The organism is Comamonas sp. GB3 AK4-5, assembly GCF_041320665.1.
Classification (GTDB): Bacteria; Pseudomonadota; Gammaproteobacteria; order Burkholderiales; family Burkholderiaceae_C; genus Comamonas.
Window position 1 is genome coordinate 2783333 of the sequence record NZ_CP166730.1, and the last position, 24271, is coordinate 2807603.

The 24271-nt window shown below is 61.2% G+C and carries 20 protein-coding genes and 2 pseudogenes; 12 read left to right on the forward strand and 10 right to left on the reverse strand.

Translation table 11 applies throughout. The features are described 5' to 3' along the window. The first annotated feature begins 88 nt into the window (after nt 1-88). From ACA027_RS12535 to ACA027_RS12545, 3 genes are all read left to right on the forward strand, one after another. A complete protein-coding gene (locus ACA027_RS12535; RefSeq protein ID WP_370678564.1) occupies nt 89-1285 on the forward strand; it encodes an amino acid aminotransferase in 1197 nt (398 codons plus the stop codon). A 246-nt stretch (nt 1286-1531) separates the two neighbouring features. Next, a complete protein-coding gene (locus ACA027_RS12540; protein ID WP_370678565.1) occupies nt 1532-2428 on the forward strand; it encodes a CoA transferase in 897 nt (298 codons plus the stop codon). A gap of 242 nt (nt 2429-2670) precedes the next feature. Then, the gene (locus ACA027_RS12545; protein ID WP_370678566.1) at nt 2671-5094 is read left to right on the forward strand and encodes an EAL domain-containing protein; all 2424 of its coding nucleotides are present in this window, start codon (nt 2671-2673) and stop codon (nt 5092-5094) included. Between the two features lie 85 nt (nt 5095-5179). Here the strand turns inward: ACA027_RS12545 and ACA027_RS12550 are convergent, their stop codons facing one another. Continuing rightward, nucleotides 5180-7645 (reverse strand): YgiQ family radical SAM protein, encoded by a 2466-nt coding sequence (locus ACA027_RS12550; RefSeq protein ID WP_370678567.1) that lies wholly within the window; start codon nt 7643-7645, stop codon nt 5180-5182. Between the two features lie 291 nt (nt 7646-7936). Between ACA027_RS12550 and ACA027_RS12555 the strand changes: the two genes are divergently transcribed. The 3 genes from ACA027_RS12555 (at nt 7937) to ACA027_RS12565 (ending at nt 9172) form a co-directional block, all read left to right on the forward strand. Then, on the forward strand, nt 7937-8158 hold the full coding sequence (locus ACA027_RS12555; protein ID WP_370678568.1) for a hypothetical protein: 222 nt from the start codon (nt 7937-7939) through the stop codon (nt 8156-8158). A gap of 99 nt (nt 8159-8257) precedes the next feature. Next, complete coding sequence (locus tag ACA027_RS12560; protein ID WP_370678569.1) at nt 8258-8560, forward strand: helix-turn-helix transcriptional regulator; 303 nt, start codon at nt 8258-8260, stop codon at nt 8558-8560. Nucleotides 8561-8797: 237 nt separating this feature from the next. Next, nucleotides 8798-9172 carry a hypothetical protein gene (locus tag ACA027_RS12565; RefSeq protein WP_370678570.1) on the forward strand — a complete coding sequence of 125 codons (375 nt, stop codon included), beginning with the start codon at nt 8798-8800 and terminating at the stop codon, nt 9170-9172. Nucleotides 9173-9180: 8 nt separating this feature from the next. On the opposite strand, the pseudogene ACA027_RS12570 reads toward ACA027_RS12565, so the two are convergent. The 3 genes and pseudogenes from ACA027_RS12570 to rlmB form a co-directional block, all read right to left on the reverse strand. Beyond that, nucleotides 9181-9964 (reverse strand): annotated as a pseudogene (locus ACA027_RS12570) (IS5 family transposase). Between the two features lie 56 nt (nt 9965-10020). Next, on the reverse strand, nt 10021-10806 hold the full coding sequence (locus ACA027_RS12575; RefSeq protein WP_370678571.1) for an NAD-dependent deacetylase: 786 nt from the start codon (nt 10804-10806) through the stop codon (nt 10021-10023). A 36-nt stretch (nt 10807-10842) separates the two neighbouring features. Then, nucleotides 10843-11601 (reverse strand): 23S rRNA (guanosine(2251)-2'-O)-methyltransferase RlmB, encoded by a 759-nt coding sequence (gene rlmB, locus ACA027_RS12580; protein ID WP_370678572.1) that lies wholly within the window; start codon nt 11599-11601, stop codon nt 10843-10845. A 322-nt stretch (nt 11602-11923) separates the two neighbouring features. Here rlmB and sstT point away from each other — a divergent pair, with 322 nt between their 5' ends. The 3 genes from sstT to ACA027_RS12595 all read left to right on the forward strand — a co-directional run bounded on the left by sstT (nt 11924) and on the right by ACA027_RS12595 (nt 15846). Beyond that, nucleotides 11924-13153 carry a serine/threonine transporter SstT gene (gene sstT / locus ACA027_RS12585; protein WP_370682574.1) on the forward strand — a complete coding sequence of 410 codons (1230 nt, stop codon included), beginning with the start codon at nt 11924-11926 and terminating at the stop codon, nt 13151-13153. A gap of 328 nt (nt 13154-13481) precedes the next feature. Continuing rightward, nucleotides 13482-14624: a glycoside hydrolase family 88 protein gene (locus ACA027_RS12590; protein WP_370678573.1), complete on the forward strand. Its 1143-nt coding sequence runs from the start codon at nt 13482-13484 to the stop codon at nt 14622-14624. Between the two features lie 19 nt (nt 14625-14643). Next, nucleotides 14644-15846, forward strand: a complete 1203-nt coding sequence (locus ACA027_RS12595) for a DUF4861 family protein (protein WP_370678574.1) — start codon at nt 14644-14646, stop codon at nt 15844-15846. A 119-nt stretch (nt 15847-15965) separates the two neighbouring features. On the opposite strand, the gene ACA027_RS12600 is transcribed toward ACA027_RS12595, so the two are convergent. Next, nucleotides 15966-16688 carry an ABC transporter ATP-binding protein gene (locus tag ACA027_RS12600; protein ID WP_370678575.1) on the reverse strand — a complete coding sequence of 241 codons (723 nt, stop codon included), beginning with the start codon at nt 16686-16688 and terminating at the stop codon, nt 15966-15968. Nucleotides 16689-16718: 30 nt separating this feature from the next. Here ACA027_RS12600 and ACA027_RS12605 point away from each other — a divergent pair, with 30 nt between their 5' ends. Continuing rightward, nucleotides 16719-17384, forward strand: a complete 666-nt coding sequence (locus ACA027_RS12605) for an arylesterase (RefSeq protein WP_370682575.1) — start codon at nt 16719-16721, stop codon at nt 17382-17384. 15 nt (nt 17385-17399) lie between these two features. On the opposite strand, the gene ACA027_RS12610 is transcribed toward ACA027_RS12605, so the two are convergent. Both ACA027_RS12610 and ACA027_RS12615 read right to left on the reverse strand, forming a co-directional pair. Next, the gene (locus tag ACA027_RS12610) at nt 17400-17597 is read right to left on the reverse strand and encodes a hypothetical protein (protein WP_370682576.1); all 198 of its coding nucleotides are present in this window, start codon (nt 17595-17597) and stop codon (nt 17400-17402) included. Nucleotides 17598-17665: 68 nt separating this feature from the next. Then, on the reverse strand, nt 17666-18517 hold the full coding sequence (locus tag ACA027_RS12615) for a DUF2189 domain-containing protein (protein WP_370678576.1): 852 nt from the start codon (nt 18515-18517) through the stop codon (nt 17666-17668). A gap of 212 nt (nt 18518-18729) precedes the next feature. Between ACA027_RS12615 and ACA027_RS12620 the strand changes: the two genes are divergently transcribed. Next, a complete protein-coding gene (locus ACA027_RS12620; RefSeq protein WP_370678577.1) occupies nt 18730-19257 on the forward strand; it encodes a PepSY domain-containing protein in 528 nt (175 codons plus the stop codon). 167 nt (nt 19258-19424) lie between these two features. Here ACA027_RS12620 and mnmH read toward each other — a convergent pair whose 3' ends face one another. The 3 genes and pseudogenes from mnmH to ACA027_RS12635 all read right to left on the reverse strand — a co-directional run bounded on the left by mnmH (nt 19425) and on the right by ACA027_RS12635 (nt 22128). After that, a complete protein-coding gene (gene mnmH, locus ACA027_RS12625; protein ID WP_370678578.1) occupies nt 19425-20474 on the reverse strand; it encodes a tRNA 2-selenouridine(34) synthase MnmH in 1050 nt (349 codons plus the stop codon). Between the two features lie 276 nt (nt 20475-20750). Next, on the reverse strand, nt 20751-21476 hold the full coding sequence (locus ACA027_RS12630; protein ID WP_370682577.1) for a hypothetical protein: 726 nt from the start codon (nt 21474-21476) through the stop codon (nt 20751-20753). 556 nt (nt 21477-22032) lie between these two features. After that, nucleotides 22033-22128, reverse strand: a pseudogene (locus ACA027_RS12635). Nucleotides 22129-22876: 748 nt separating this feature from the next. On the opposite strand from ACA027_RS12635, the gene ACA027_RS12640 reads away from it, so the two are divergent. Then, the gene (locus ACA027_RS12640; protein ID WP_370678579.1) at nt 22877-24001 is read left to right on the forward strand and encodes a fimbrial protein; all 1125 of its coding nucleotides are present in this window, start codon (nt 22877-22879) and stop codon (nt 23999-24001) included. Nucleotides 24002-24271 lie beyond the last annotated feature (270 nt).

The window sequence follows — 24271 nt, forward strand, 5'->3', positions numbered from 1 at the left end:
CACCCATGGCTAAAATAGCGGGGCAACTCTCAAGACTACCGCAGTACTTGGGGATGCTCTGCTTTATTTCCACCATCGAGGACTTTTCATGTCTCTGTTTACCGCCGTCGAGATGGCCCCCCGTGACCCGATCCTGGGCCTGAACGATCAATTCGCCGCCGACAGCAACCCCAACAAAGTGAACCTGGGCGTGGGCGTGTATTTCGACGATAACGGCAAGCTGCCCCTGCTGCAGTGTGTTCAGGCCGCTGAAAAGGCCATGATGGACAAGCCCACGCCCCGCGGCTATCTGCCCATCGACGGCATTGCCGCCTACGACAACGGCGTCAAGGCTCTGGTGTTTGGCGCCGACTCCGACGTGGTGAAGTCCGGCCGCGTGTCCACCGTGCAAGCCATTGGCGGCACCGGTGGCCTGAAGATCGGCGCCGACTTTCTGAAAAAGCTCAACCCCAACGCCAAGGTACTGATCTCCGACCCCAGCTGGGAAAACCACCGCGCCATCTTTCAGAATTCGGGCTTTGAAGTCGACAGCTATCGGTACTACGACGCCGCCAACCGCGCTATCAACTTTGAAGGCATGTTGGCCGACCTGAGCGCTGCAGCGCCCGGAACCATCGTGGTACTGCACGCCTGCTGTCACAACCCCACCGGCTACGACATCACCGCCGCGCAGTGGGAGCAGGTGATTGCCGTGGTCAAGGCCAAGGGCCTGGTGGCCTTCTTGGACATGGCCTACCAAGGCTTTGGCTACGGCATCGCCGAAGACGGCGCCGTGATCGGCAAGTTCGTGGCTGCCGGCCTGAACATTTTTGTCTCCACCTCCTTCTCCAAGAGCTTCAGCCTGTATGGCGAGCGCGTGGGCGCCCTGTCCGTGGTGGCCAACGACAAGGAAGAAGCCGCCCGCGTGCTGTCGCAGCTGAAGATTGCCATCCGCACTAACTACTCCAACCCACCCACCCACGGTGGCGCTGTGGTGGCCGCCGTACTGAACACCCCCGAGCTGCGCGCGCAGTGGGAGGCCGAGCTGGGTGAAATGCGCGTGCGCATCAAGGCCATGCGCCAAAAACTGGTCGACAGCCTCAAGGCCGCCGGCGTGCAGCAGGACATGAGCTTTATCACCACCCAGATCGGTATGTTCAGCTACTCCGGCCTGTCCAAGGAACAGATGGTGCGCCTGCGCTCCGAGTTCGGCGTGTACGGCACCGACACCGGTCGCATGTGCGTGGCTGCACTGAACAGCAAAAACATCGATTACGTCTGCAAGGCCATTGCTGCCGTGATCTAAGCCTTGAACACAACGCGCGTGCTGCTAGGCAGCACTTGCGTTTGGCATGGTTTCTTCCAAGCCGCCTGCGGGCGGCTTTTTTGCGCCGATATGCGCGGCAGGCGTATGCCGGTACACCCTGCAACTTCACATTGCAGTGCGCGGGTATAAACAAGCTCCACGCCGATTCCGCGCAGCGCCTCCTACGAGGTGAAGGCGCCTGCAGCAGAACGAACTGGACGCCTTCGACCACAACACCAAGAACGCATGAGACACCCACACAGCCTTCAAGGCATTCGCATTCTCAGCCTGGCACTCAATCTTCCCGGCCCTGCTGCTTTGCAGCGCTGCCAGGAGATGGGCGCCATCTGCACCAAGATCGAGCCACCGACCGCGGATGGCAGCAGCGGCGACCCCATGGCCTTGTACAGCCCTGCGGCCTACCAGGCTCTGCACCAAGGCATCCGCATACTCCAGGCCCACCTCAAAACCACGGAGGGCCTGCACAAGCTGCAACATGAGCTGCAGACTACCGACGTACTGCTGACCTCCTTCCGTCCCTCGGCTCTGCACAAACTGGGGCTGGACTGGGCCGCACTCCACGCCCGCTATCCACGGTTGTGCATGGTGCGCATCCTGGGCGATGCGCGCCCCGAAGCAGCCGACCTGCCAGGGCATGACCTGACCTACCAGGCAGAGGCGGGTCTGGTGCATCCCGGCCATATGCCCACCAGCTTGCACGCGGACATGGCCGGCGCGCTCTGCGCCAGCGAAGCACTGCTCCAAACCCTGGTGGAACGCGAGCACACAGGCATCGGCGCCCTGCGCGATGTGGGCCTGGCCCAGGCGGCCCAGTGGCTGGCACACCCGCTGCACTGGGGGTTGACCACACCGGACGGCGATGTGGGCGGCGCCCATGCCGGCTACCGCGTATATGCCACCGCCGACGGGCATGTGGCCGTGGCGGCACTGGAGCCACATTTCGCCCAGCGCTTGTGCGCCGCAGCCGGCATTGACTGCGACGGCCAGGCCATCCACATGCGCAGCCCAGCGCTGCATACGCAGCTGGCCACTTTTCTGCGTCACACCGCCGGTACAGATTTGAAACGCATTGCAGCGGAACGAGACATTCCCCTACATGTACTGTCAAGTCACGCCAAATAATTGACACGCAAGACGCCGACACATTGCCACGCCCGGTGGATGGCATAAACAAACATGCCGCTGGCACCAAGCATCCGCCCTGCGGAGGTGGCGCAATCTGGCACTGTATGCAAACTGCAGAAATCCGATTACCGGAATTTTGTGCTGCCCTTTTGCAGAAGCGTTCACTGTCAATGCCCACAAAGGCCCACATGCCGTCCTGGAGCCACGTTCACCGCCTGCTGTCACGCACTTGGCCTTTTGTGCTTGTCGCATGCGTGCAACTGGTGCTGGCCACCGCCAGCATCCAGCTGCTGTCGGGTGTTCGCACCCTCGTGGCAGGAGAGAGCATCTGGTCCCGCGCGCAAATGGATGCCATCTTCTACCTGGACCGCTATGCGAGCCAGGGCAATGAAGAGACCTACCAGCAGTTCCGCCGCGCACTTGAAGCCCCACTGGGCGACCGCCTGGCTCGCCAAGCACTGGATCAAGCCCCCGTCAATCTCCAACAGGCACGCGAAGGCCTGCTGCGTGGCGGCAACCATCCAGACGACATCGGCACGGCCATTACCGTGCTGCGTGCGACCTGGAATATGGAATGGATGCGCTCCACCATCGCCTTATGGCGCGCAGCCGACAGCTACCTCGACCAGATGATCAGCCTGGCTGCCGAGATCCACCATGCCCGCACCCAATCCGGCCACCCCATCGATACGCTGCAAGTGCAGGCATGGCAGATGGAGATTGACCAGATCCGCAACAGCACTGCACCACTCACCAAGGCCTTCAGCGAATCCCTGGGCGTGCATTCACGCACCATCACCAACACATTGCTAGTGATTCATCTCAGCGCGGCCGCCTTGCTGGTGCTGCTCGTTACGCTGTCTCTGCACAGAATGCAAACCCGAAGCCACAGCACCGAAAGTGCATTGCACTCCGAGCGCGAGCGCGGCTTCTCCACCCTGGCAGCATTGGGCGACGGCGTACTGACACTGCACAGCGACGGCACCGTGCTCGACGCCAACCCTGCAGCCGAAAGCCTGCTGGGCATGCGCAGCGATCAGATACTGGGCCAGCCGCTGGAGAAGGTGCTGAGCTTCGAACACTCCGAGCGGGAAGGTCGCGACCCTGTCTTCATCCGGCTCAGGGAATCGGCCCACCCATTCCGCGATGAAACAGTGCGCTGGATACGCCGCAGCACCGACCAGCAGAAGCTGGCCGTCAAGCTGATGGGCTCCCCCATACACCACGACGGCCGCCTGAGCGGCGCCGTATTGGTGTTGCATGACGTGACGCGCGAGCAGAACTTCATGCACCAGCTCAGCTGGCAGGCCGACCACGACGCGCTGACCGGGCTCGAAAATCGCGGCGGATTCCGCTCCCGGCTGGAGCAGCTGCTCAGCACCCCGCGCAACCTGATGCGCCCCGCAACCCTGCTTCACCTGAATCTGGACCAGTTCAAACTCATCAACGACAGCAACGGCTATGCCGCTGGCGATGAGGTGCTGCGCGAAGTCTGCCAGTGCATCAACCGCAGCATCCAGGATGGTGATGCCGTCGCCCGCCTGGGCGGAGACGAGTTTGCCGTCCTTCTGCACAACTGCGATGCCGAGCAAGGCATGGGCATTGCCGAGCAGTTGCGCCAAGGCATACAGCAGCTGCATCTGCAATGGGGCAGCCGGCTTCTTCGCACTGGCGTGAGCATTGGCATGGTGCACATCACTGCCGCAGATGCCTGTGCCCAAGACCTGCTGCGCATGGCCGACATGGCCTGCCTGCGCGCCAAGGAAATGGGACGCAACAAGGTGTTCGTCTATGAGCATGAGGACCATGCCTTCAAGCACTATATGGGCGAGATGGACTGGGTAGAACGTGTCCGCGCCGCCCTGGAGCAAAACCGTTTTTGTCTGTTTGCTCAGACGCTGGCTCCGCTGCAAACCGGCGAAGAACAGGGGGTGCACTTTGAAGTGCTGCTGCGCATGCTGGACCCGCATGGACAGATCGTGCCGCCTGGCCACTTCATCCCCGCTGCCGAGCGCTACGGCCTGATGCCGGCATTGGACCGCTGGGTCATCACCCAAGCCATGCGCACCCTGGCACGCTTTCCCAAGCAAATGCACCAGGTGCATTCCTGCGCCATCAACCTCTCAGGCACCAGCCTGGGCGATCCCAGCCTGCTGGGCTTCATCCAGCAGCAGATTGCCGAATTCCAGATTCCGGCAGAGATTCTGTGCTTTGAGATCACCGAAACCAGCGCCATTGCCAATATGGACAATGCCGTCCGCCTCATGGCCGAGCTGCAAAAACAGGGTTGCCGCTTTTCGCTGGATGACTTCGGTGCCGGCATGTCCAGCTTCAACTACCTCAAGCGCCTGCCGGTGGACTACCTCAAGATCGACGGCGGCTTTGTCTGCGACATGTTGAGCAACACCTCCAACTACGCCATGGTGGAGATGATCAATCAGATCGGCCACATGATGGGCAAGCGCACCGTGGCGGAATTCGTCGAAGACGAAGCCACCATTACCGCCCTGCAAAAAATGGGCGTCGACTACGGCCAGGGTTACTGCATCGCCAAACCCATGCCCTGGAATTTCGAGTACTTCTCGGCCTCCGTCACCTTGGCCGCGCAGCGCTTCGGTGCGAGAGCACAAGCCGAGCTGCGCACCACCAGCCGCCTCGCCTGAAAACAGCCCGCCACCAGGCTGCACGCAAGCGCTAGGCAGGCAGCGCACTGCCGCCTCGCCCCTCACTCACCCACTAAGCGAGATCTCAGGGCTTTTTGCCCTGGGGTTTGCTGCGCCCACCGGCCCCGGCGCGCGGCGGCAAGCCGGTGTGCTGGGTCAAAATCCTGCCCGGCTGGGGTTGTGCCTTGCGAAAGCGCACATCGCCTTGCGGCTCTTGCGCCTCCGGCGTACGGCGACGTACAGCCACGGCCTTACCGTCCTTGTTGACGGTGTAGCCCACACTGGCCGCGCCACCCTTGGTCGAGGTGCTGTTCTTCTTGCGCGCGCTCTGGTAGCTGCCATCCACCAGGGGCTGGAAGGTCGGAATCAGGTGCTGCTTGCCATTGCCGATCAGGTCTGCCCGACCCATGGTCTTGAGCGCCTCGCGCAGCAGCGGCCAGTTGTTGGGGTCGTGGTAGCGCAAGAACGCCTTGTGCAGGCGGCGGCGCTTTTCGCCCCGCACAATGTCCACACGCTCCTCGGCCTCGTCACGCATCTGGCGGCGCACGCGGGTGAGCGTGTTGCGGCCGCTGTGGTACATGGCCGTGGCCGTGGCCATGGGGCTGGGGTAGAAGGTCTGCACCTGGTCGGCACGAAAACCGTTCTTCTTCAACCAGATGGCCAGATTCATCATGTCCTCATCGCTGGTGCCCGGGTGGGCCGCGATGAAGTAAGGAATCAGAAACTGCTTTTTGCCGGCCTCTTCGCTGAACTTCTCGAAGAGCTGCTTGAACTTGTCATAGGTGCCAATGCCCGGCTTCATCATCTTGGTGAGCGGGCCTTGCTCGGTGTGCTCGGGCGCGATCTTCAGATAGCCGCCCACATGGTGCTGCACCAACTCCCGAATGTATTCGGGCGACTTCACCGCCAGGTCATAGCGCAGGCCGGAACCAATCAGGATCTTCTTGATGCCGGGCAGCTTGCGGGCGCGGCGGTAGATCTTGATCAGCGGGCCATGGTCGGTGTGCAGGTTCTGGCAAATGCCGGGGAATACGCAGCTGGGCTTGCGGCAAGCTGCTTCAATATCGGGGCTTTTGCATCCCAGGCGGTACATATTCGCCGTGGGGCCACCCAGATCGGAGATGGTGCCGGTAAAGCCTTTGACCTTGTCGCGAATTTCCTCAAGCTCCTGGATGATGGAGTCTTCCGAGCGGCTCTGAATGATGCGGCCCTCATGCTCGGTGATGGAACAAAAAGTGCAGCCACCAAAGCAGCCGCGCATGATGTTCACCGAGGTGCGGATCATCTCCCAGGCGGGAATCTTGGTCTCACCTTCATGGCTTCCCTGCCCATCCGCATAAGCGGGATGAGGATTGCGCGCATAAGGCAGGCCGAACACCCAGTCCATCTCGACCGTGGTCAGCGGAATGGGAGGTGGGTTCAGCCACACATCGCGCGCCGTCACCCCTTCGCCGTGGGCCTGCACCAGCGCACGGGCATTGCCCGGGTTGGTTTCCAGGTGCAAGACCCGGTTGGCATGGGCGTACAGAATCGGGTCGCTCTTGACCTCTTCGTAGCTGGGCAAACGCAGCACGGTGCGCTCGCGCGGCGGCAGCTTGGATTTGCTGCGCAGCGACAGATTGGGCACGAACTGGATGGGCTGCACCGTCGCAACGGACTGTGCGTTGTTTTGGCCGCTAACGCATGCACCATCTGTAGAAGGCGCTTCACTTTTTGCAGCATCTTCCTTGGAGCAGCTTTGGCCCTGGGCCTCTGCCTGCTCGCTGGTGGTCATATAGGGGTTGATGTGGGGCTCCACCTCGCCAGGTGCATCCACCGTGCTGGAGTCCACCTCGAACCACCCTTCCTCCGAAGCCCGGCGGAAAAACGCCGTACCGCGCACATCGGTGATGCTCTCCACCGGCTCGCGCGCGGCAATGCGGTGCGCCACCTCCACCAGGGCACGCTCGGCATTGCCATAGAGCAAGATGTCGCATTTGCTGTCCACCACCACCGAGCGGCGTACCTTGTCGCTCCAGTAGTCATAGTGGGCAATGCGGCGCAGCGACCCTTCGATGCCGCCCAGCACAATGGGCACATCCTTGTAGGCCTCGCGGCAGCGCTGGCAATAGACAATGGCAGCGCGATCCGGGCGCTTGCCCGCCACATCGCCGGGCGTGTAGGCATCGTCAGAGCGGATTTTTCGATCAGCCGTGTAACGGTTGATCATGGAATCCATATTGCCCGCCGTCACCCCCCAAAACAGATTGGGCTTGCCCAGGGCCTTGAAGGCCTCGGCGCTGTGCCAGTCCGGCTGGGCAATGATGCCCACGCGAAAGCCCTGGGCCTCCAGCACACGGCCGATCACGGCCATGCCAAAGCTGGGGTGGTCCACATAGGCATCGCCTGTGACCAGAATCACATCGCAGCTGTCCCAGCCCAGCTGGTCCATCTCCGCCCGGCTCATAGGCAGGAACGGCGCCGGACCAAAGCGCTTGGCCCAGTACGGTTTGTAGCTGGTCAGCGGTTTGGCCGCGCGTTCAAAGAAGGAAACGTCGATGGGGGCATTCATGGGTGAATGGCTGCTAGAAGGCAAAGAACCGGGCAGTGTACGTTTGCATGCACACCATTGCTGCTGTGGGTGTATCCGTGGAGCGGCCTGGGCCTGCTTTGGGGTCTGCTTTCGCGGCATACACAACAGATACAACTCCATGCCTACTTTCAACACCAGGCAGTCACAACATCCTTGCCAACATGGGCTTCGACGGCCATCAAAGGCCAGAATCCCCCTTTTTTCCCGGCTTTAGCAACGTAACATCCAATCTACATTTCCCTCACTGTTTTGTTTGTCAGGGAGATGGTTATGGACATTTCATTCGCCGCCGCCGTTCGCAATGCCAGCAATGCCTGGGCACAAGGCCGTACCACGGATGCAGTGACCATGGCCGAGCTCACCAAGCGCCAACTGGGCAACCAGTCTCCCGCCCAGTTGACCGGACAGCTCTCGGCCTCCCAGTTGGCCGTGCTGCAACCCGAGTTGGCCCGCTATGGCCAACTGGGCACCAAACTCAATCTGTATGCCTGAGCACTGCACCCGCAGTTGCCGCACGCACTGCGACGCATGGCACGCCAGACACCCAGGCTGGCGACTACAGTGACCGCCCCACTCCACCACCGCACAGCTATGTCAGACAGCAGCACCTCTCAGGCTTCGGATACCTTGACCTCCATCACTCCCCTGGTGGCCACCCTGGCGCAGGCACGCAAGCTTCAGCAGATGACGCAGGCAGAGCTGGCCAGCCAGGCCGGACTGTCCCGCATGACCGTGCAACGCCTGGAAAGCAATGGCCTGGATCCACGCCTTTCCACCCTGAATGAAATGGCCCGGGTACTGGGCTATGTGCTGCTGGCCGTTCCGCAAAACTCGGAAGGCTTGGTTCTGCGGGCACTCCAGCAACACGCTGCCGCCTCGGCGCCAACGCTGTAGCCACAGCCATACCCCATATCCAGCGCACGGTGACTACACCGTGCGCTTTTTTCGTTTTGGCCTTACATGCCATTTCCTGCCGGGAATGGCTGCTGCACCTGGAAAGCGCGGGCAGTTGTGCTGGATCAGATGCGCATCAAACTCAGCACTCAATGTAAATTTATTTACCTTTTATTTACATTTGACCGGTGTGCGACACAGAACAATTCCACCCGAGAACACTATAGATACAAAGCCATGCGCTCCACCTTCGAGACCCGGCTGGTCACCTTGCTGAACAAACTGGAAGCCGCACCCCTATGCGGCAATGCCGACGCCGCTTTCGCACTGTTTCATGCAGCCTGGCTGGCCACCAACGAAGCCCACAAAAGCCCTCCCGCACTGCTGGCGCATTGGCGCAGCCAGCGCCTGTGCTCCGAGCATGGCTGGCAAGACCTGCACACCCAGGCAGCCCATCTGAGCTTTGCCGAGTCCCCCAACATCCGCGTGTATCTGCACGCTGATGGCGGTATCGTCATCCAGCGCATGGCGCCTGCCTGCGGCAGCATCCTCTGCGCCAAACTTGGACAAGCTCGCATGGAGCTGGCCGCTGTGCCTGAATTCGTGCGCTAAGAACGTGTTCAAAGTCTCCTGAGCAAGAGCCCCAAGAACGCCAGATGGACGAACTGCAAGCTGGTGTTGAGCCATCGCTCGCAGTTCTTCCACAACCTCCTGTTCTTCTCTAGCCAGGCGAGGCTGCGCTCGACGATCCAGCGCTTGGGCATGATCTTGAAGCTGTGCATCTCGCTTCTCTTGGCGATTTGCACCGTGACGTGCCCGCCCAAAATCTCCTACCCCCCTTGCGTGAAGGGCTGACCCACGTAGCCGCTGTCGCACAGCACGCCTTGCACTCGGCCCAACGTCCGCTTACAGCGCTGCAGGGCACCTTTGCGGTCCGTTACCTCGGCCGTGGTCACCGCAATGGCATGTGGCAGCCCCTGGGTGTCCACCGCAATATACCGCTTGATCCCACAGACCTTCTTGCCAGCGTCATAGCCCTTCAGCCCCGCCGTGTCCGTGTTCTTCACGCTCTGCGCGTCCACGATCAAGAACGCGCTGCATGCGTTGCGCCCCAGTTTCTCGCGGGCCGCGCCAACCTGATTTTTTTAAAGCCTGCTCCAGCAGGCTGCCACCCTCGCGGGACTCGCTCCAGATCGCCCAGTACGAATGCACCGTGCGCCACTTGGGAAAGTCGCTGGGCAGCGCTCGCCACTGGCAGCCCGTGCGCAGCAGATACAGCACGGCGCAGAACACCTAGTAAAGCTCCACCTTGCGTGGGGGCGTCCTTTTGTGCGCACTCTCCAGCATTGGCCGGATCACTTCGAACTGCTCACGCTTGATATCGCTGGGGTAGCCTTTTCTCATCCTGCGAGCTTCTCACATCTGGCGAGACTTTGAACACGTTCTAAGGGCCAAGCCCTTTACCCAGCACCCGCTCCATCGTCCATGGCCAATACGGCAGCCAGGCTGACCGTGGCTGGCCCGCGCAGCACAGCATCGGCCACCGTGTCCAAATCCGTGGCAGTGGTGTTGAGCACCACCACGCGCCGGCCGCAGCGGTGGGCCAATTGGGCCAGGCCCGCTGCGGGATAAACCACACCGGCCGTACCCACCACCAACAACAGATCGCAGGCTTCGGCCGCTGCCTGGGCGCGCGCCAGCACGCTGCCGGGCAGCATTTCACCAAACCACACCACGCCGGGGCGGCGCAGATTGCCGCAATGGGGGCATGCCGGTGGCTCGCCATCGCTCAGCACCTCAGGATTGCACTGCGGGCAAGGCCGGTTCAGCCAGCGGTCTTGCCACAGGTCACCGTGCAGGCACAGCACATCGGCGCTGCCTGCGCGCTGGTGCAGCCCGTCCACATTCTGGGTCACCAAGGTCATCCGATCTGGATGCTGGCGGGCCCAGTCCGCCAACGCCAAATGGGCGGCATTGGGCTGGACAGCGGCGATCAATTCACGACGGTGCTGGTACCAGCGCCACACGCGCTCGGGGTTGGCGCGAAAGCCGGCCTCGCTGGCCATGTCCTCGGCACGAAACTGCGCCCAGTAGCCCGTCTGGGCATCGCGAAAAGTCAGCACACCCGAGGCTGCGCTCACACCTGCCCCGGTCAGCACACACAAGCGACTGGCCTGCGCCACCCAGTTGCGCACGGTATGTACGCTGGCAGCGTCCAAGGTGTTTTCAGGCGTGCAGGCAGTCATGGTGCGCTCAAGCAGCTATCAAAAAAGAGGTCGACCTCAGGCTGCCGGCACCTGACGTTGTCGCAGCGCCTCATACAGGCACACGCCGCTGGCCACGGACACATTCAGGCTTTCCACCGCACCCTGCATGGGGATGCTGACCAGCGCGTCGCAGGTCTTGCGGGTGAGCTGGCGCATGCCATCGCCTTCCGCACCCAGCACCAAAGCGGTAGGGCCGGTCAGGTCCATCTGGTAGAGGTGCTTGTCGGCATCGCCGCTGGTGCCAATCACCCAGATGCCGCGCTCCTTGAGCTCCTTGAGCGTGCGGGCCAGATTGGTGACCATGAAATACGGCACAGTTTCGGCCGCGCCGCTGGCCACCTTGGCCACGGTGGCGTTGATGCCAGCCGCGTGGTCCTTGGGGGCGATCACGGCATGCACGCCAGCGCCGTCGGCCACGCGCAGACAGGCGCCCAGGTTGTGGGGATCGGTCACGCCGTCCAGCACCAGCAGCAGCGGGGCCTTGACACCGGACTCTTGCAGGTCATCCAGCAGCTCGTCGAGCGTGCGGGTGTCCTTGACCTCTTCCACGCGCGCGGCCACGCCCTGGTGGCCATGGCTGCCAGCCAGTTTGGCGATGCGCAGGGAGTCGGCCTCGATCAACCGGGCGCCCACCTCCTTGGCACGCTCCAGAAACTGGCGCATGCGCGCATCGCGGCGCGAGGCCTCGTAGTAGATTTCGATGATGGATTGCGGCGCGGTCTTCAGGCGCACGCCCACGGCATGAAAGCCGAAAAGCACTTTGGGGGACGACATAGGAGCGGCATTATCCAGCCAAGCCAATGTCCGAGAAGAAAATGGGCCGCACGCCAGCCTGCTCCGCCCGCTGCGGCCTGCCATGGCGGTGACACACAGCTCCCCCTGCACCCAACTTTCGTAAGTACCTGCTAACCACTCGGCTTTCCCTGGACACCTACACTGCCGGCATCGGTGTGGCGCAGGGCCCTGGCAGCCCCACACCTTCTCTTCCACCGGTCATGGAAAGTCGCTGTATTGCAGCGACCGTCCAGGGCCGGTTTCCTTTTTATGTGCTGCAGGCCGGGCGCCGGCCCTGCAGGTCTTTGCGTTTTTCACCATGATGCTTTCCCCTCTGATGAACCGCCTATGCCACACCAGCCTGGTCACACGCATCGTGACTGGTTTGGTGCTGGGCATTGTGCTGGCCCTGGCCTGGCCACAAGGCGCATTGCATGTCGAGCTGCTGGGCACCCTTTTCATCTCGGCCCTGAAGTCCCTGGCCCCGGTGCTGGTGTTTGTGCTGGTGATCGCCGCCATCGGCAACCACCGCCCTGGCGAGGTCACCTTGCTCAAGCCCGTGCTATGGCTGTATGTGGTGGGCACGCTGGCCGCGTCCGTGGTGGGTGTGGCGGCCAGTATGCTCTTCCCCTCGGTGCTGCATTTCAAGGATGCGGCCACCGGCGTTTCCGCCCCTGGCGGCATCCGCGAAGTGCTGATGGGCGTGCTGTTGAGCGCCGTGGACAACCCGGTCAACGCCCTGCTCAAGGCCAACTACATCGGCATTTTGGTGTGGGCCATTGGCTTTGGCGTGGCGCTGCGCCATGCCAGTGAAACCACGCGCCGCGCCGTGTCCGATCTGTCCAACGGCGTGACCTTCATCATCCAGACCGTGATCCGCTGCGCGCCTCTGGGCATCTTTGGCCTGGTGGCCTCCACGGTGGCCGCCACCGGCCTGGATGCGCTGTCCGGTTACCTGCGCGTGCTGATGGTGCTGCTGGGCTCCATGCTGTTTGTGGCCCTGGTGGTCAACCCGCTGATTGTGTGGTGCAAGATTCGCCGCAACCCCTATCCGCTGGTGTGGATGTGCCTACGCGAAAGCGGTGTCACCGCCTTTTTCACGCGCAGCTCGGCCGCCAACATCCCCATCAACATGGCGATTGCCAAGCGCCTGGGACTGAACGAGAGCACCTACAGCGTGGCCATTCCGCTGGGGGCCACCATCAACATGGCCGGCGCGGCCATCACCATCAGCGTGCTGACACTGGCCGCCGCCCACACCCTGAACATGACGGTGGACATTCCCACAGCCTTGCTGCTGTGCGTGGTCTCGGCCCTGTGTGCCTGTGGCGCCTCGGGCGTGGCAGGTGGCTCGCTGCTCTTGATTCCGCTGGCCTGCAGCCTGTTCGGCATCTCCAACGACATTGCCATGCAGGTGGTGGGCATTGGCTACATTATCAGCGTGCTGCAGGACTCGACCGAGACGGCGCTGAACTCCTCCACCGACGTGATCTTCACCGCAGCGGTCTGCCTTTCGGAAGAGCAGCGCCAGGCCCAGGCCGTGCAGGCCTGAGCCTTTTACCCCAGCCAAGCAGGGCGGATTGCACATGGCGGCAATCCGCCCGCCCTCCCCCATCACCGCTTCCTCGGCGATTCAACTGCATGGCAGCGTGCTGCGTATCACGCTTTCTGCAAGTTTTTTTCATTTCCCCTATAAATACGATACCTTATTAAGCCTCGGGGCTCATAAAATAATCATACACCCAACCACATAATGGGATGGTCTGCAGAATTCCTATTTTCAAGGAATCGCAGAACATAATCCAGGAGACGCAGAATCCCTATTGACATCTGCTGTCGCACTCTGATTGACCGCATCATCTGTGAAGGACTTCATAGCGATGAGAGTGAAAAAATATGTGGCCCGATGGGTGTATGCCATGGCCATCGTGTTGGGTGGTTGCGCCAATACAGTGCCCAACACGGGCATGCAACGCAGCGAGGTGCTTGCGGCCATCAACCAGGTCAATACTTACTGGCAAACCCGAACGCCTGCACAGCAAGATGCCTACTGGGACGTGGCCACCTATCACACAGGCAATATCGAGGCCTATCGTGTAACGGGCAACCCGCATTATCTGCGTTACTCAGAGGCCTGGGCTGAGCACAACCAGTGGATGGGCGCAAAATCCACCGACAAGGCCAATTGGAAATACCAGTCCGCCAGCAAAAAAGAAGATTACGTGCTCTTTGCGGATTGGCAAACCTGTTTTCAGGTCTATATCGATCTCTACCACCTAGAAAAAGACCCGCGCAAGATTGCACGCGCCCAGGAAGTCATGGCCTACCAAATCAGCACAGCGCCACAAGACTATTGGTGGTGGGTGGATGGCTTGTATATGGGTATGCCCGTGATGACCAAAATGCACAAAATTACCGGCGATCGCCAGTACCTCGAGAAAATGCATGCGTATTACAGCTACACCAACAGCATCATGTATGACGCTGAGGCAGGGCTGTATTACCGTGATGCGCGCTATGTCTACCCCAAGCACCAAAGCAGCAGCGGAAAAAAGGATTTCTGGGCGCGGGGTGATGGCTGGGCCTTTGCCGCGCTGGCCAGGGTGCTGGCAGAGCTGCCGCAGGATGATCCCCACCGCACCGAGTATGTGCAGCGCCTGCAGGCCATGGCGGCCGCGCTGCTGCCCACCCAGCAGGCCGATGGCTACTGGACACGCAGCCTGCTGGACCCCGCCCATGCGCCAGGCCCGGAAACCAGCGGCACCGCCTTTTTCACCTATGGCCTGCTGTGGGGCGTCAACAATGGTCTGTTGCCGCGCGATCAATACCTGCCTGCGGCCCAACGCGGCTGGCGCTATCTGACCAAGACCGCCATGCAGCCCGACGGCAAGCTGGGCTATGTTCAGCCGATTGGCCACAGGGCCATTCCTGGTCAGGTGCTGGACCAGGACTCGACGGCGGACTTCGGCGTCGGCGCCTTCTTGCTGGCGGGCGCCGAAATGATCCGCCTGCTCGACCAATAAGCCCAGCAAGGAGCAGCACATGCGAAGCCCTACCTTCATGCTGGCGGCATGGCTGGCGCTGGCCACGCTACAGGCCGAGGCGGCCGAGCGCATGCTGGTGAGCGTCCAGCATATGCTGAAAGCAGCACGCCCTTCCGAGACCATCGCCATCCCTTGGGCAGAGGTGGTCCGGCACCTGCCCGGGGCGCAGATGCTGCAGCTGCTTGTGCGCGATGCCGACGGCCGCACCCTGCCCTACCAGGTCACCAACGTGGCGCCGCTGGCCAAAGACCCCAAGGGCGAGGGCCAGGCCTACGGCGAGCTGATCTTCCAGCACGACTTCGCCGCCTACGAGCAGCAGGCCCGCTTCACCATCGAGAAGACCGCGACGGTTGCACCGCCGTTTCCAACCCAGACATTCGCACGCTATGTCCCCGAACGCCTCGATGACTTCGCCTGGGAGAACGACAGAGTGGGCCACCGGACCTACGGGCCAGCGCTGGCCGAGCCTGCGCCGGCGGGCAGCGACAAGGAGGTGCTGGTGGCAAGCGGCATCGACATCTGGTTCAAGCGCGTCTCCTACCCCATCATCGATCGCTGGTACAGGAAAGGGCACTATCACAGGGACGATGGAGAAGGTCTGGACATGTACTCCGTGGGCCACACGCGCGGCGCCGGTGGCACAGGCATCTGGAGCGGCGGCCGGCTGTTTGTCAGCCGCAACTACACGGGCTGGCATGTGATCACCAATGGTCCGATCCGAACCGTCTTCGAGCTGCGCTACGACTCGTGGGACGCTGGCGGCGTGGCCGTCAGCGAGGTAAAGCGCTTCACCGTCGATGCGGGGCATCTGTTCGATACGGTCGACAGCATCTTCACCGCCCCAAGTTCACAGACGCTGCCGGTGGCGCTAGGCCTCAACAAAAAGCCGGCCTATGCCGCGCAAACGCCATCGATTGCCACCTACCGCGCACCAGACACCTTGATGCAATGGGTGCGCCAGCGCAGCGCTGGCGACTTTGGCACAGCCATCATTCTTCCTGGCGCCGAGGGCTATGCGGCAGACGCCGACAACGAGCTCATCCTCGCCAAGGCCAAGACCGGCCAGCCCTTGCGCTACCACCTCGGCGCAGCCATCAGCTGGTCTGGCGAAATCACCACGGCCACCGCCTGGCAAGCCTATGTGCAAGCCTACCGCCAGCGCGTGGCCTCGCCGGTTCACATCGAGCTGGGCATGGAATAGCCGGGCCCTGTGCGCCGGGCCTCAGGCGGCAGCGCCAGGCCAAGCACTACGAGCTCCATAGCAACCTCTGCTTATGTATCAAGCATTTGAGAGGGATTTCACCATCAAGCTGAGAAAACTCAGCGCTCCTGCTCCGTCACCGGCGCGGCATATTCATCGCTGACCAGGGCGCCTGCGGCGATGGTCAGCACGCGCTGGCAACGTGCGGCCAGGCCGCGGTCATGGGTGACCAGCACCAGGGTAGTGCCCTGCTCGCGGTGCAGCTCCAGCATCAGCGCCATCACGGCCTCGCCGGTGGCAAAGTCCAGGCTGCCCGTGGGCTCGTCGGCCAACAGCAGGGCCGGCCGCACCACAAAGGCCCGCGCCAGCGCCACGCGCTGCTGCTCGCCACCGGACAGCAGCTTGGGGTAGTGCTGCAGCCGCTGGCCCAGGCCCACGCGCTGCAGCATCTCGGTGGCCTGCTGGCGCGCGCCGGCCACGCCGGCCAGCTCCAGCGGCAGCATCACGTTCTCCTGCGCGGTGAGATTGCCCATGAGCTGAAAGCTCTGGAACACAAAGCCTATTTTTTGCGCCCGCAGCGCGGCCCGGGCGTCCTCATCCAGTGCGAACATGTCCTGGCCTAGCAAACGCACCGTGCCGCGCGAGGGGGTATCCAGCCCCGCCAGAATGGACAACAAGGTGCTTTTACCCGATCCCGATGCGCCGACAATGGCCACCGTCTCCCCGGCCTGCAGATTGCAGTGAATGTCGCGCAGAATATCCAGCACACCCGTGGAATCGCTGACGGATTTGTACAGATGTTGCACCTCGATCAAGGGGGTGCGGACCAGGGTCTCAGTCATGAAAGGCTTTCAGTGAACGCATTGCACGTCATGCAGGGAAATCGCCGCCACTTTATCGCGCTGGCGGCCGCCATGGTGGCTGGTCACACCGCGCCGCTGCGTGCCCAGGACAAACCCAAGGGCAGCACGCTGCTGGTGCTGGGAGACTCGCTCAGCGCCGAATACGGCCTGGCGCGGGGAACGGGTTGGGTGGCCTTGCTGGAGCAGCGGCTGGCACAGCACCAGCTACCGGTGCATGTGGCCAACGCCAGCATCAGCGGGGAAACCACGGCGGGCGGGCGCTCGCGCCTGCCCTCGCTGCTCAAACGCTACCAGCCGCACTATGTGCTGATTGCCCTGGGCAGCAACGATGCGCTGCGCGGTCTGTCACTGTCCAGCACGACCGAGAATCTGCGTTTGATGCTCCAGGCCTGCCAGGAAAGCGGCGCCCAGCGTCTGCTGGTGGGCATGCAGATGCCGCCCAACTATGGCGCAGCCTATGCCCGCGACTTTGCGCAGATGTTTGACACCGTGGCCCAGGAAACGCGCACGGCGCTGGTGCCTTTTCTGCTCAAGGGGGTAGCCGATGCCCCCAATGCTGTCAGCCTGTTTCAGGCCGACCGGCTGCATCCCAATGCCCAGGCCCAGCCGCAGATGCTGGACAACGTCTGGCCGGCGCTGGCCAAAGTGCTGAACGCACGTCCAGCCAAGGCCTAGCCTGGGAATAGGGCTTTACTGCGGATTCGCCCCGCCGCCCTGCGCAGCCCCGGGGCCGGCTTCCGGCGCCCCATTTTGCGGCTCGTGCCCTGCAGCGGAGGCAGATTCAGGGTGCAGCTTGCGCTGCTCGCGCTCACGAACCTTTTCTTCCTTCTTTTTCTTCTTGGCCAGTTCGCGTTGACGTTTTTCGTATCCGTAGTTAGGTGTTGCCAATGTGATCAAGCTCCATAGAAAGTGAGGGAAGCCCCCATCGTGCACCAAATCCCCTCTGAACGCGCGTTTCACACCGAATCCACAGCTTGCGGTGCTGTTATAGCGGCCGACAAAGGCGGCGGCTGCACCGCACTGCGGTAGGCATGCCAGCTGGCGCAGCCCAGCAGCGGGCCTACCGCCACCAGGGGCAGGCCCCAGAGCAGCAAAAAACTCAGCGCCACCAGCGCGGCAATCAGCACACCCCACAGCAGCATTACGCCTGGCTGGCCCAGGACCACGCGCAAGCTGGTGAGAGCCGCCGTGAGCGCATCCGTGCCCTGGTCCAGCATCATGGGCATGGACACGGCCGTGGCGCCATACACCAGCAGGGCAAACACCATTCCCACGACCAGATAGACCGCGATGAATTCCCAGTTCTCCGGCCGGAAGATGGCCTGCAGCACGCCCGTGGTGGAGGGCATACCCGTTTCGAAAAACACCGCAAACACCACCAGCGAAGCCCTGCCCCACAGCAGCTCCAGCACCATCAGCACAAGGACCAGCATGCCCATGCCACCCAGGTTGCGGTCCCATGCGGTGATGGAACGCCCCAGCGCCGCGCCCTGCCCCTGTTCCAGCCGGCGGCTGGTGTCATACAGGCCCATGGCCAGAAAAGGCCCCAGCAACAGACAGCCGCTGGCCATGGACATCACGTATTCCGGGCTGGCCCTGAACACCCAGGCCACCATCAGCGCCATGCCCCAAAAGCACAGGCCATAGAACAGGGCCACACCCCAGGCCCGGGCCACATCGCGCGCCCCCATGACCAGCCAGCGCCAGGGATCACTCCAGCGCAGCACGCACAGCTGCACGCCCGCAGGCGTTTCAGGAGCCCCAGGCGCTGTGGCTTGCGGCGACGGTGTGACAGGTGTGTCCGGCATGGCGCAACTCCCGTATATGGAGCTGACGTATCCGCGGCCCTTGCGCTACTCCTTCGGACACGCCCAGCTCGGCGCAGCCTAACAGCCCAGCTCCCAGACCCGCCCAAGGAAAACACGGAGTCCATGCAGGCTCGCGGCCTGGGCTGACAAAAGGCCTGTCGCGCTGCAGCTCACAATGGCCGGTGTTCCCCTCTGTTTCCAAGGAGTTTTTGATGCGTCCATCCCTTCGCCTGAGCGCCCTGTCACTGGCCCTGGCTGCCATGAGCAGTCTGGCCATGGCCAAATCCCCAGCCGAGTGGCAGCAGCTGGTGGCCCAGTCCAAGCTGACGCTGAACCAGGCCATCGTGCAAGCCACCCAGGCCGTACCCGGCACGGTGATCGATGCGGAGCTGGACGATGGCGACCTGCAAGCACCCCACTATGCAGTCGAAATCATCACCCCGGCGGGAGAAAGTGTGGAGGTCAAAGTGGATGCGGTCAGCGGCCAAGCCGGCCCAGCCAAGCATGATGGCAAGGCCAAGAACAAGGATATGCAACGCCTGAAAGCGGCCAAGACCAGCATGCAGCAAGCCATCGAAGCGGCCACGGCCCATACGCCGGGCACGGCAGTGGGGGCCGAGCTGGACAACCACTGGGGCACCACCAGCTACCAGGTGAATGTGCTGCAGGCCGACGGCCAGATGATGGAGGTGAAGATCAACGCCGCCAATGCGCAGGTGCTGCGCGCCAAGCGCGACTAAGTCCGGCCTGCTCGCCGCTCGGCAACCCGCTCTGCCCTTTCCCTGACACCGGCTTGGCCGGTGTTTTTCTTTGACGCTATCAAATATAGAGCATTCATAGCTTACCAGCCATGCGCAATCTGGCATTTCGATGAGAAAACGCCAGATCTGGAGCCTTTGCAGAACGCCTAGGCCTGCGCCAGCATCTGTGCGGCCACCGCATCGATGCCGCTTCCCGTCAAATCGCCGCTTTCCACCACCTGGCGCTGTGCCCAGTGGTTGAAATGCTTGGCCTGCGAGCGCGCGTATTGTGGGTCGTAGTGCAGCTGCATCAGCTCGTCGAACAGCAGCGGCAATGCGCCCTCCTGCGCCCACTGCTGCCAGCGCGTCACCCGCTCCCGGCCCTGCAGCTCCTTGAGATAGCCCAGCTTGTGGGCCAGGCCTTCGGCGTCGTCGCCCAGATAGGCATAGTCCTGCAGCAAAAAGGCCAGCCGCGCCGCATGCGTGGCGCGCAGCTCCACCACCGGCGACAGGCGCATATGCTCCACCAGCCCCAGCGGCAGGGCGATGCGGCCTATCTTGGGGCTCTCACCCTCCACATACACCGGCCGCGACAGATCCAGCTGTGCCAGCTGGGCATGCAGCAAGGTGTCGAAATGCTTTTGGCTGGGCTGCTCCACACCGGGCAAGCCCCCCAGCAGCGAGCCCTTGTGTTGGGCCAGCCCTTCCAGGTCCAGCACCTGGGCGCCTTGCTGCTGCAAGGCATGCAGCACGCGGGTCTTGGCGCTGCCGGTGGCGCCGCACAGCACACGCAGCTGCAGCTGGGGCACCAAGGCCTCCAGTTGCTCAATCACATGGCCGCGAAAAGCCTTGTAGCCGCCGGCCAGTTGCTGGGCGCCCCAGCCCACCAGGCGCAGCCAGGTGACCATGGAGCCGCTGCGCAGCCCCCCGCGCCAGCAGTACACCAGGGGCTTCCAGTTCGCGGGCTTGTCGCTGAAGGTGTCGTGCAAATGGCGCGCCAGATTCGCCGCCACCATGGCCGCGCCCAGGCGTTTGGCCTCGAAGGGGCTGACCTGCTTGTAGATGGTGCCTATCTGAGCCCGCTCTTCGTTGCTCAGTACCGGGCAGTTGATGGCGCCGGGAATATGGTCCAGCGCGAATTCCGCCGGCGTGCGCGCGTCGATCAGGGTGGTGTATTGCGCGATATCGTTCACGCGGACGGGTTGGCGATGGGACACGGTATGTGGCAGAGCGATCAGGTCATCAGCAAGTACCCGGCATGGCAGGCCCGCGACATTCACCACAGTGCCCGCCCCACCGGTACGGCACAAGGAGTCGATCGAGCCTCGATACAACGCCAGCAGCCAGTTGCCCGCTGCCGCCTTGTCTCAGAACATATGCATGCTCCAAGGCGAAATTGTGGCATGTCTAGCCGCCGCAGCGCAGGGAGTGCGCACCATACCCGTGTGCCGGGCTACGCCACATGCACCCCGCTGCTCCGGTCAGCCCTCCTGTCAGCGCACCGGCAGAAACTGCAGAAAAGGACCAGCAATCAGGCTTTGCCCATAGCCAATGGCAGAGCGGCGGTAGCGCTCCGTGGCGTAGCTGGCCAGCAGGTCCAGGCGCCCGATGATCTTGCCCATCTCCCGCTCGAAGCTGAGGTTCTGCCCCTGCCCATCCAACTGGTTGGACAGCAGCAGCGGCCTGCCGTCCGCGCCCTGGCGGGTGTTCAAAATCCAGTTGGCAATCTCCAGATTGCGCGCCGCGTTGTAGAGATGCTGCGGCTCCAGACTATCGACCAGGGTGAAGCGGACCTTGCCTGCATGGGCCGCAATGATGGTGTCGGCCGCAGCATAGATGAAGGCTGCCACGCGGTCGCCCACAAAATGGGGCTGCAAAGCCAGTGACAGGGCCGCCACATCGCGCTGCCCTTGCAGATCGGACCAGGCCTGGCGCTCCAGCACCGCAATGCGCAAATAGGTCAGCGCCTCTTGCCGGCTGTGGGCGCTTTTCTTCCATTCGGCAGGGTTGCGCTGGTAGAGCTTGTCCGCAATCCGCCACAGGCTGTCCAGGTTGTCGCGCATGGCCAGCGTGGCCATGCGGTTGCTGTCCGACTGCCACATCTCCCCGGAAGAAAAACCCTCCCCCTGCACAGTCCCATGCGGCCCTCCTGGGCTGGAGCAGCCCATCGCGGCCAGCAGCAACCCCAGCACCGCCATGCACACCGCTGCACACCGCATCGCCTGTTTCGCTCTACCCACCCTGTCCTCCTGACGCACCCCCCGGCGCAGCGTCTGCCAGCCCAAGCCTCATATTGCACTCCCTGCAGAAATCAGCATCGATCACACCACAGGTCCCCACGGGATTTATCCCTTCACACAGTTTTGAACAGGATTTCGGAAGGGAATAAGAGCCGCTCACACGACCCAGAAAATCGAAGATTTGCGTTTGAGACAAGGCGCGAAGTCGCCGGCAGTACAAAGGTACGACAAGACGAAGCAACGACGTATCAAGGGATGTGTGGGAGCGGGTCTAAGCAGGCATCCGCCAGACAGGCTCTGGCCCGCATGCCCCCACCTCCCGAACATGCTGCCCTGTTGGTACAAAAGTTGGTACGAGAAGGCCTAGCCCCCATGAACATCGTGATTTCGGGAAACCAATCGGCTCCTCTAAAAAATACCGAGTCCTGGACCCAAACTACGCAAAAATCTACGCCGTTTATCTCCCAGTGAAATAAAAAACAACCCCGGCACCAATCACATACCGGGGTTACTTCCTTACAGATGTGGCGCACACAAGGAACGGCAGGATTCGAACCTGCGAGGTCATCTATTGATGCCCGCGCAGTCCCGTATGGGCGCTGCGCCCATTAAGCCGCTCTGGCACGTTCCTGTGAGCAGTGTATCGAAGCAAGCTAGGCCCAATGTGGGTGGCTATTTGCAGCCCACCCAAAAAAATCCCCGGCCACACCTTCCACATCAGCTGCATGCCGATCAACCTGACGCGAGAGCTCTCCAGCACCATTCGACCATCGCACACTTTCCGGATGCTCTGTACCACCATGCTCTGCCTCGTTGCCGGCGTCAGGCCCAGACAGCGCCGCTGGCTTGCTGCAATGCCAGACGTGCGCCAGATGCGGTCGTGGCGTTCTGCGCAGAGCAACCAACATGGCTACCCCTTTGCAGCGGCCATGTTGCCAGAACTGCCTGCAACACCTCTCGGCCATGGCGCAAGAGGCATTTGTTTTTAAGCAGCCAATCATCCGGGATGCGGCACCTATGGAGCTGCTAGGACGAAGGCCTTTATCGCCATGTTTTGCAGAAAATGCCCGCTGGCTTAGCAACGACCACACACCGGCAGCAACTGCTGCACTGGTGGCTTGAATGCAAGCATCCTGGGGCCTGAGCACAGCACTCGGCCTACCCTTATTTTTCAGGCTATCGCAGACAATTTATTGCAATGCACCTCCAGAATCACCCGGCCAGCAATGCAAAAAGCGTAGTTTATTTATCAAATAAAGCCTGGTTTGGGACACTCTGCAAGTGCAATTCAAATTATAGGAATAGTCTTATTTATTATTATTTTTCAAGCCATAAAATTAATAAATTATTGGCCAATTAGCATCGCGATGAGGATAGTAATGAATAACAACCATAAATACTACCCAATACTTAAATGCGTTATTATTTTATTCACATTTTTCATAATCATACCTAATGCTCTTTTAGCTCATGCACAAGCATATTGTTCAATGAGCGGAAAGATGACGTCAGATGGCTGGAAAATGAGCTCACCCGGAACGGATTTTTATAATGGACAGGTTATTGGATCAACAAGGGCAAGCGTTACCTATAATATGCCAGTACCTCAAAACCTTCCAATTGTTACAGCAGGGAGCCCAACAGCCGAGACCAGTCAATACAATGCCATTCCTATGCCGATGACACCAGGCGTTGGCGTACGAGTCAAATGGGGCGGGGGCTACAGCCCATACAATATCAATGTCACTTACCAAGCTCCAATTGGTACTATTCTTACCAGAAGGTACTGGCAGGATGTATTTAGGGCAACATCCAGCTACAGCTTTCCAATTATATTTTATTACAATTACGAGATCATCGTCATTGATAAAGACAAATATAAAGGCGGTAAATTAATCATTACTGACTCAACGTCAGTTACAGCAATAACTGCAACGGCAAGACCCGGAATGATCCCACAATCTTGCGGTGGTGGTTTTATAAATTTGATGACAGCCGTCACGAATGAGCTTAATGTTCCTGAGCTACCAGAGCCTGCAGCCCCGACCTGCGCATCAGCGGACATTACGCTAAATACAAAAATGAAATCCGTCAACTCTTCTCAAGTGGCGTCTTATGGAAGCAGCAGAAACAGCGGAACGGCTGGAGAATTACCCCTTCGACTCATTGGCCGAAATTGCCCAAAAGGAACGGTAATTAAGGCTTATTTCACAGACGCTCGCTCGCCATCAGCAACGAATGATTACTTAAACTCTTCTAATCAATCTGTTGGTGTGCGTCTATATTACGACCAAGACCAAACACCAATAAAATTTGGCCCAACTCCGAATGGCTCTACACTTCCAACACGTTCACCAATCATTGAAGGTCCTGCGACAAACGATAACTCCACCCTTTACATTCCTATCACCGCACAATATGTGCGGCGCCCTGGTGTGACCGCCGGTGATTTGACGGCCGGTGATATGAAGGCAGCAACCACGGTCACCTTCATATACGACTAATCAAAGGAGATCAGAGAGGGATCTATTAGCGTCGCCTGGGGCCATACAAAAAACCGCTACTTCTTCTCAATCTCTATTCCAGCCCGTCCGGCCCAAGCCGCGCGGGCTTTGTCTTTTCTGGAGTCCTGAATGCAAACCGTTGCCGTGCTATTCGCCCGCGCAGACAGCACCTACAAGCCCCTTACCGACGTAAATATGTGGGATGCCGAGCGCGATGCACGCAACTGGCCAGGTGGCCGCCCTGTGGTTACCCACCCTCCGTTCCGCGCA

What these genes read in the sequence shown, in the direction of transcription:
- ACA027_RS12620 (WP_370678577.1), top strand. Translation starts at nt 18,730, where the DNA reads ATGCGTCCATCCCTTCGCCTGAGCGCCCTGTCACTGGCCCTGGCTGCC.
- rlmB (WP_370678572.1), bottom strand. Translation starts at nt 11,601, where the DNA reads ATGTCGTCCCCCAAAGTGCTTTTCGGCTTTCATGCCGTGGGCGTGCGC.
- ACA027_RS12595 (WP_370678574.1), top strand. Translation starts at nt 14,644, where the DNA reads ATGCGAAGCCCTACCTTCATGCTGGCGGCATGGCTGGCGCTGGCCACG.
- ACA027_RS12565 (WP_370678570.1), top strand. Translation starts at nt 8,798, where the DNA reads ATGCGCTCCACCTTCGAGACCCGGCTGGTCACCTTGCTGAACAAACTG.
- sstT (WP_370682574.1), top strand. Translation starts at nt 11,924, where the DNA reads ATGCTTTCCCCTCTGATGAACCGCCTATGCCACACCAGCCTGGTCACA.
- ACA027_RS12640 (WP_370678579.1), top strand. Translation starts at nt 22,877, where the DNA reads ATGAATAACAACCATAAATACTACCCAATACTTAAATGCGTTATTATT.
- ACA027_RS12575 (WP_370678571.1), bottom strand. Translation starts at nt 10,806, where the DNA reads ATGACTGCCTGCACGCCTGAAAACACCTTGGACGCTGCCAGCGTACAT.
- ACA027_RS12550 (WP_370678567.1), bottom strand. Translation starts at nt 7,645, where the DNA reads ATGAATGCCCCCATCGACGTTTCCTTCTTTGAACGCGCGGCCAAACCG.
- ACA027_RS12630 (WP_370682577.1), bottom strand. Translation starts at nt 21,476, where the DNA reads ATGCGGTGTGCAGCGGTGTGCATGGCGGTGCTGGGGTTGCTGCTGGCC.
- ACA027_RS12600 (WP_370678575.1), bottom strand. Translation starts at nt 16,688, where the DNA reads ATGACTGAGACCCTGGTCCGCACCCCCTTGATCGAGGTGCAACATCTG.
- ACA027_RS12560 (WP_370678569.1), top strand. Translation starts at nt 8,258, where the DNA reads ATGTCAGACAGCAGCACCTCTCAGGCTTCGGATACCTTGACCTCCATC.
- ACA027_RS12540 (WP_370678565.1), top strand. Translation starts at nt 1,532, where the DNA reads ATGAGACACCCACACAGCCTTCAAGGCATTCGCATTCTCAGCCTGGCA.
- ACA027_RS12555 (WP_370678568.1), top strand. Translation starts at nt 7,937, where the DNA reads ATGGACATTTCATTCGCCGCCGCCGTTCGCAATGCCAGCAATGCCTGG.
- ACA027_RS12605 (WP_370682575.1), top strand. Translation starts at nt 16,719, where the DNA reads ATGCAGGGAAATCGCCGCCACTTTATCGCGCTGGCGGCCGCCATGGTG.
- ACA027_RS12535 (WP_370678564.1), top strand. Translation starts at nt 89, where the DNA reads ATGTCTCTGTTTACCGCCGTCGAGATGGCCCCCCGTGACCCGATCCTG.
- ACA027_RS12615 (WP_370678576.1), bottom strand. Translation starts at nt 18,517, where the DNA reads ATGCCGGACACACCTGTCACACCGTCGCCGCAAGCCACAGCGCCTGGG.
- ACA027_RS12590 (WP_370678573.1), top strand. Translation starts at nt 13,482, where the DNA reads ATGAGAGTGAAAAAATATGTGGCCCGATGGGTGTATGCCATGGCCATC.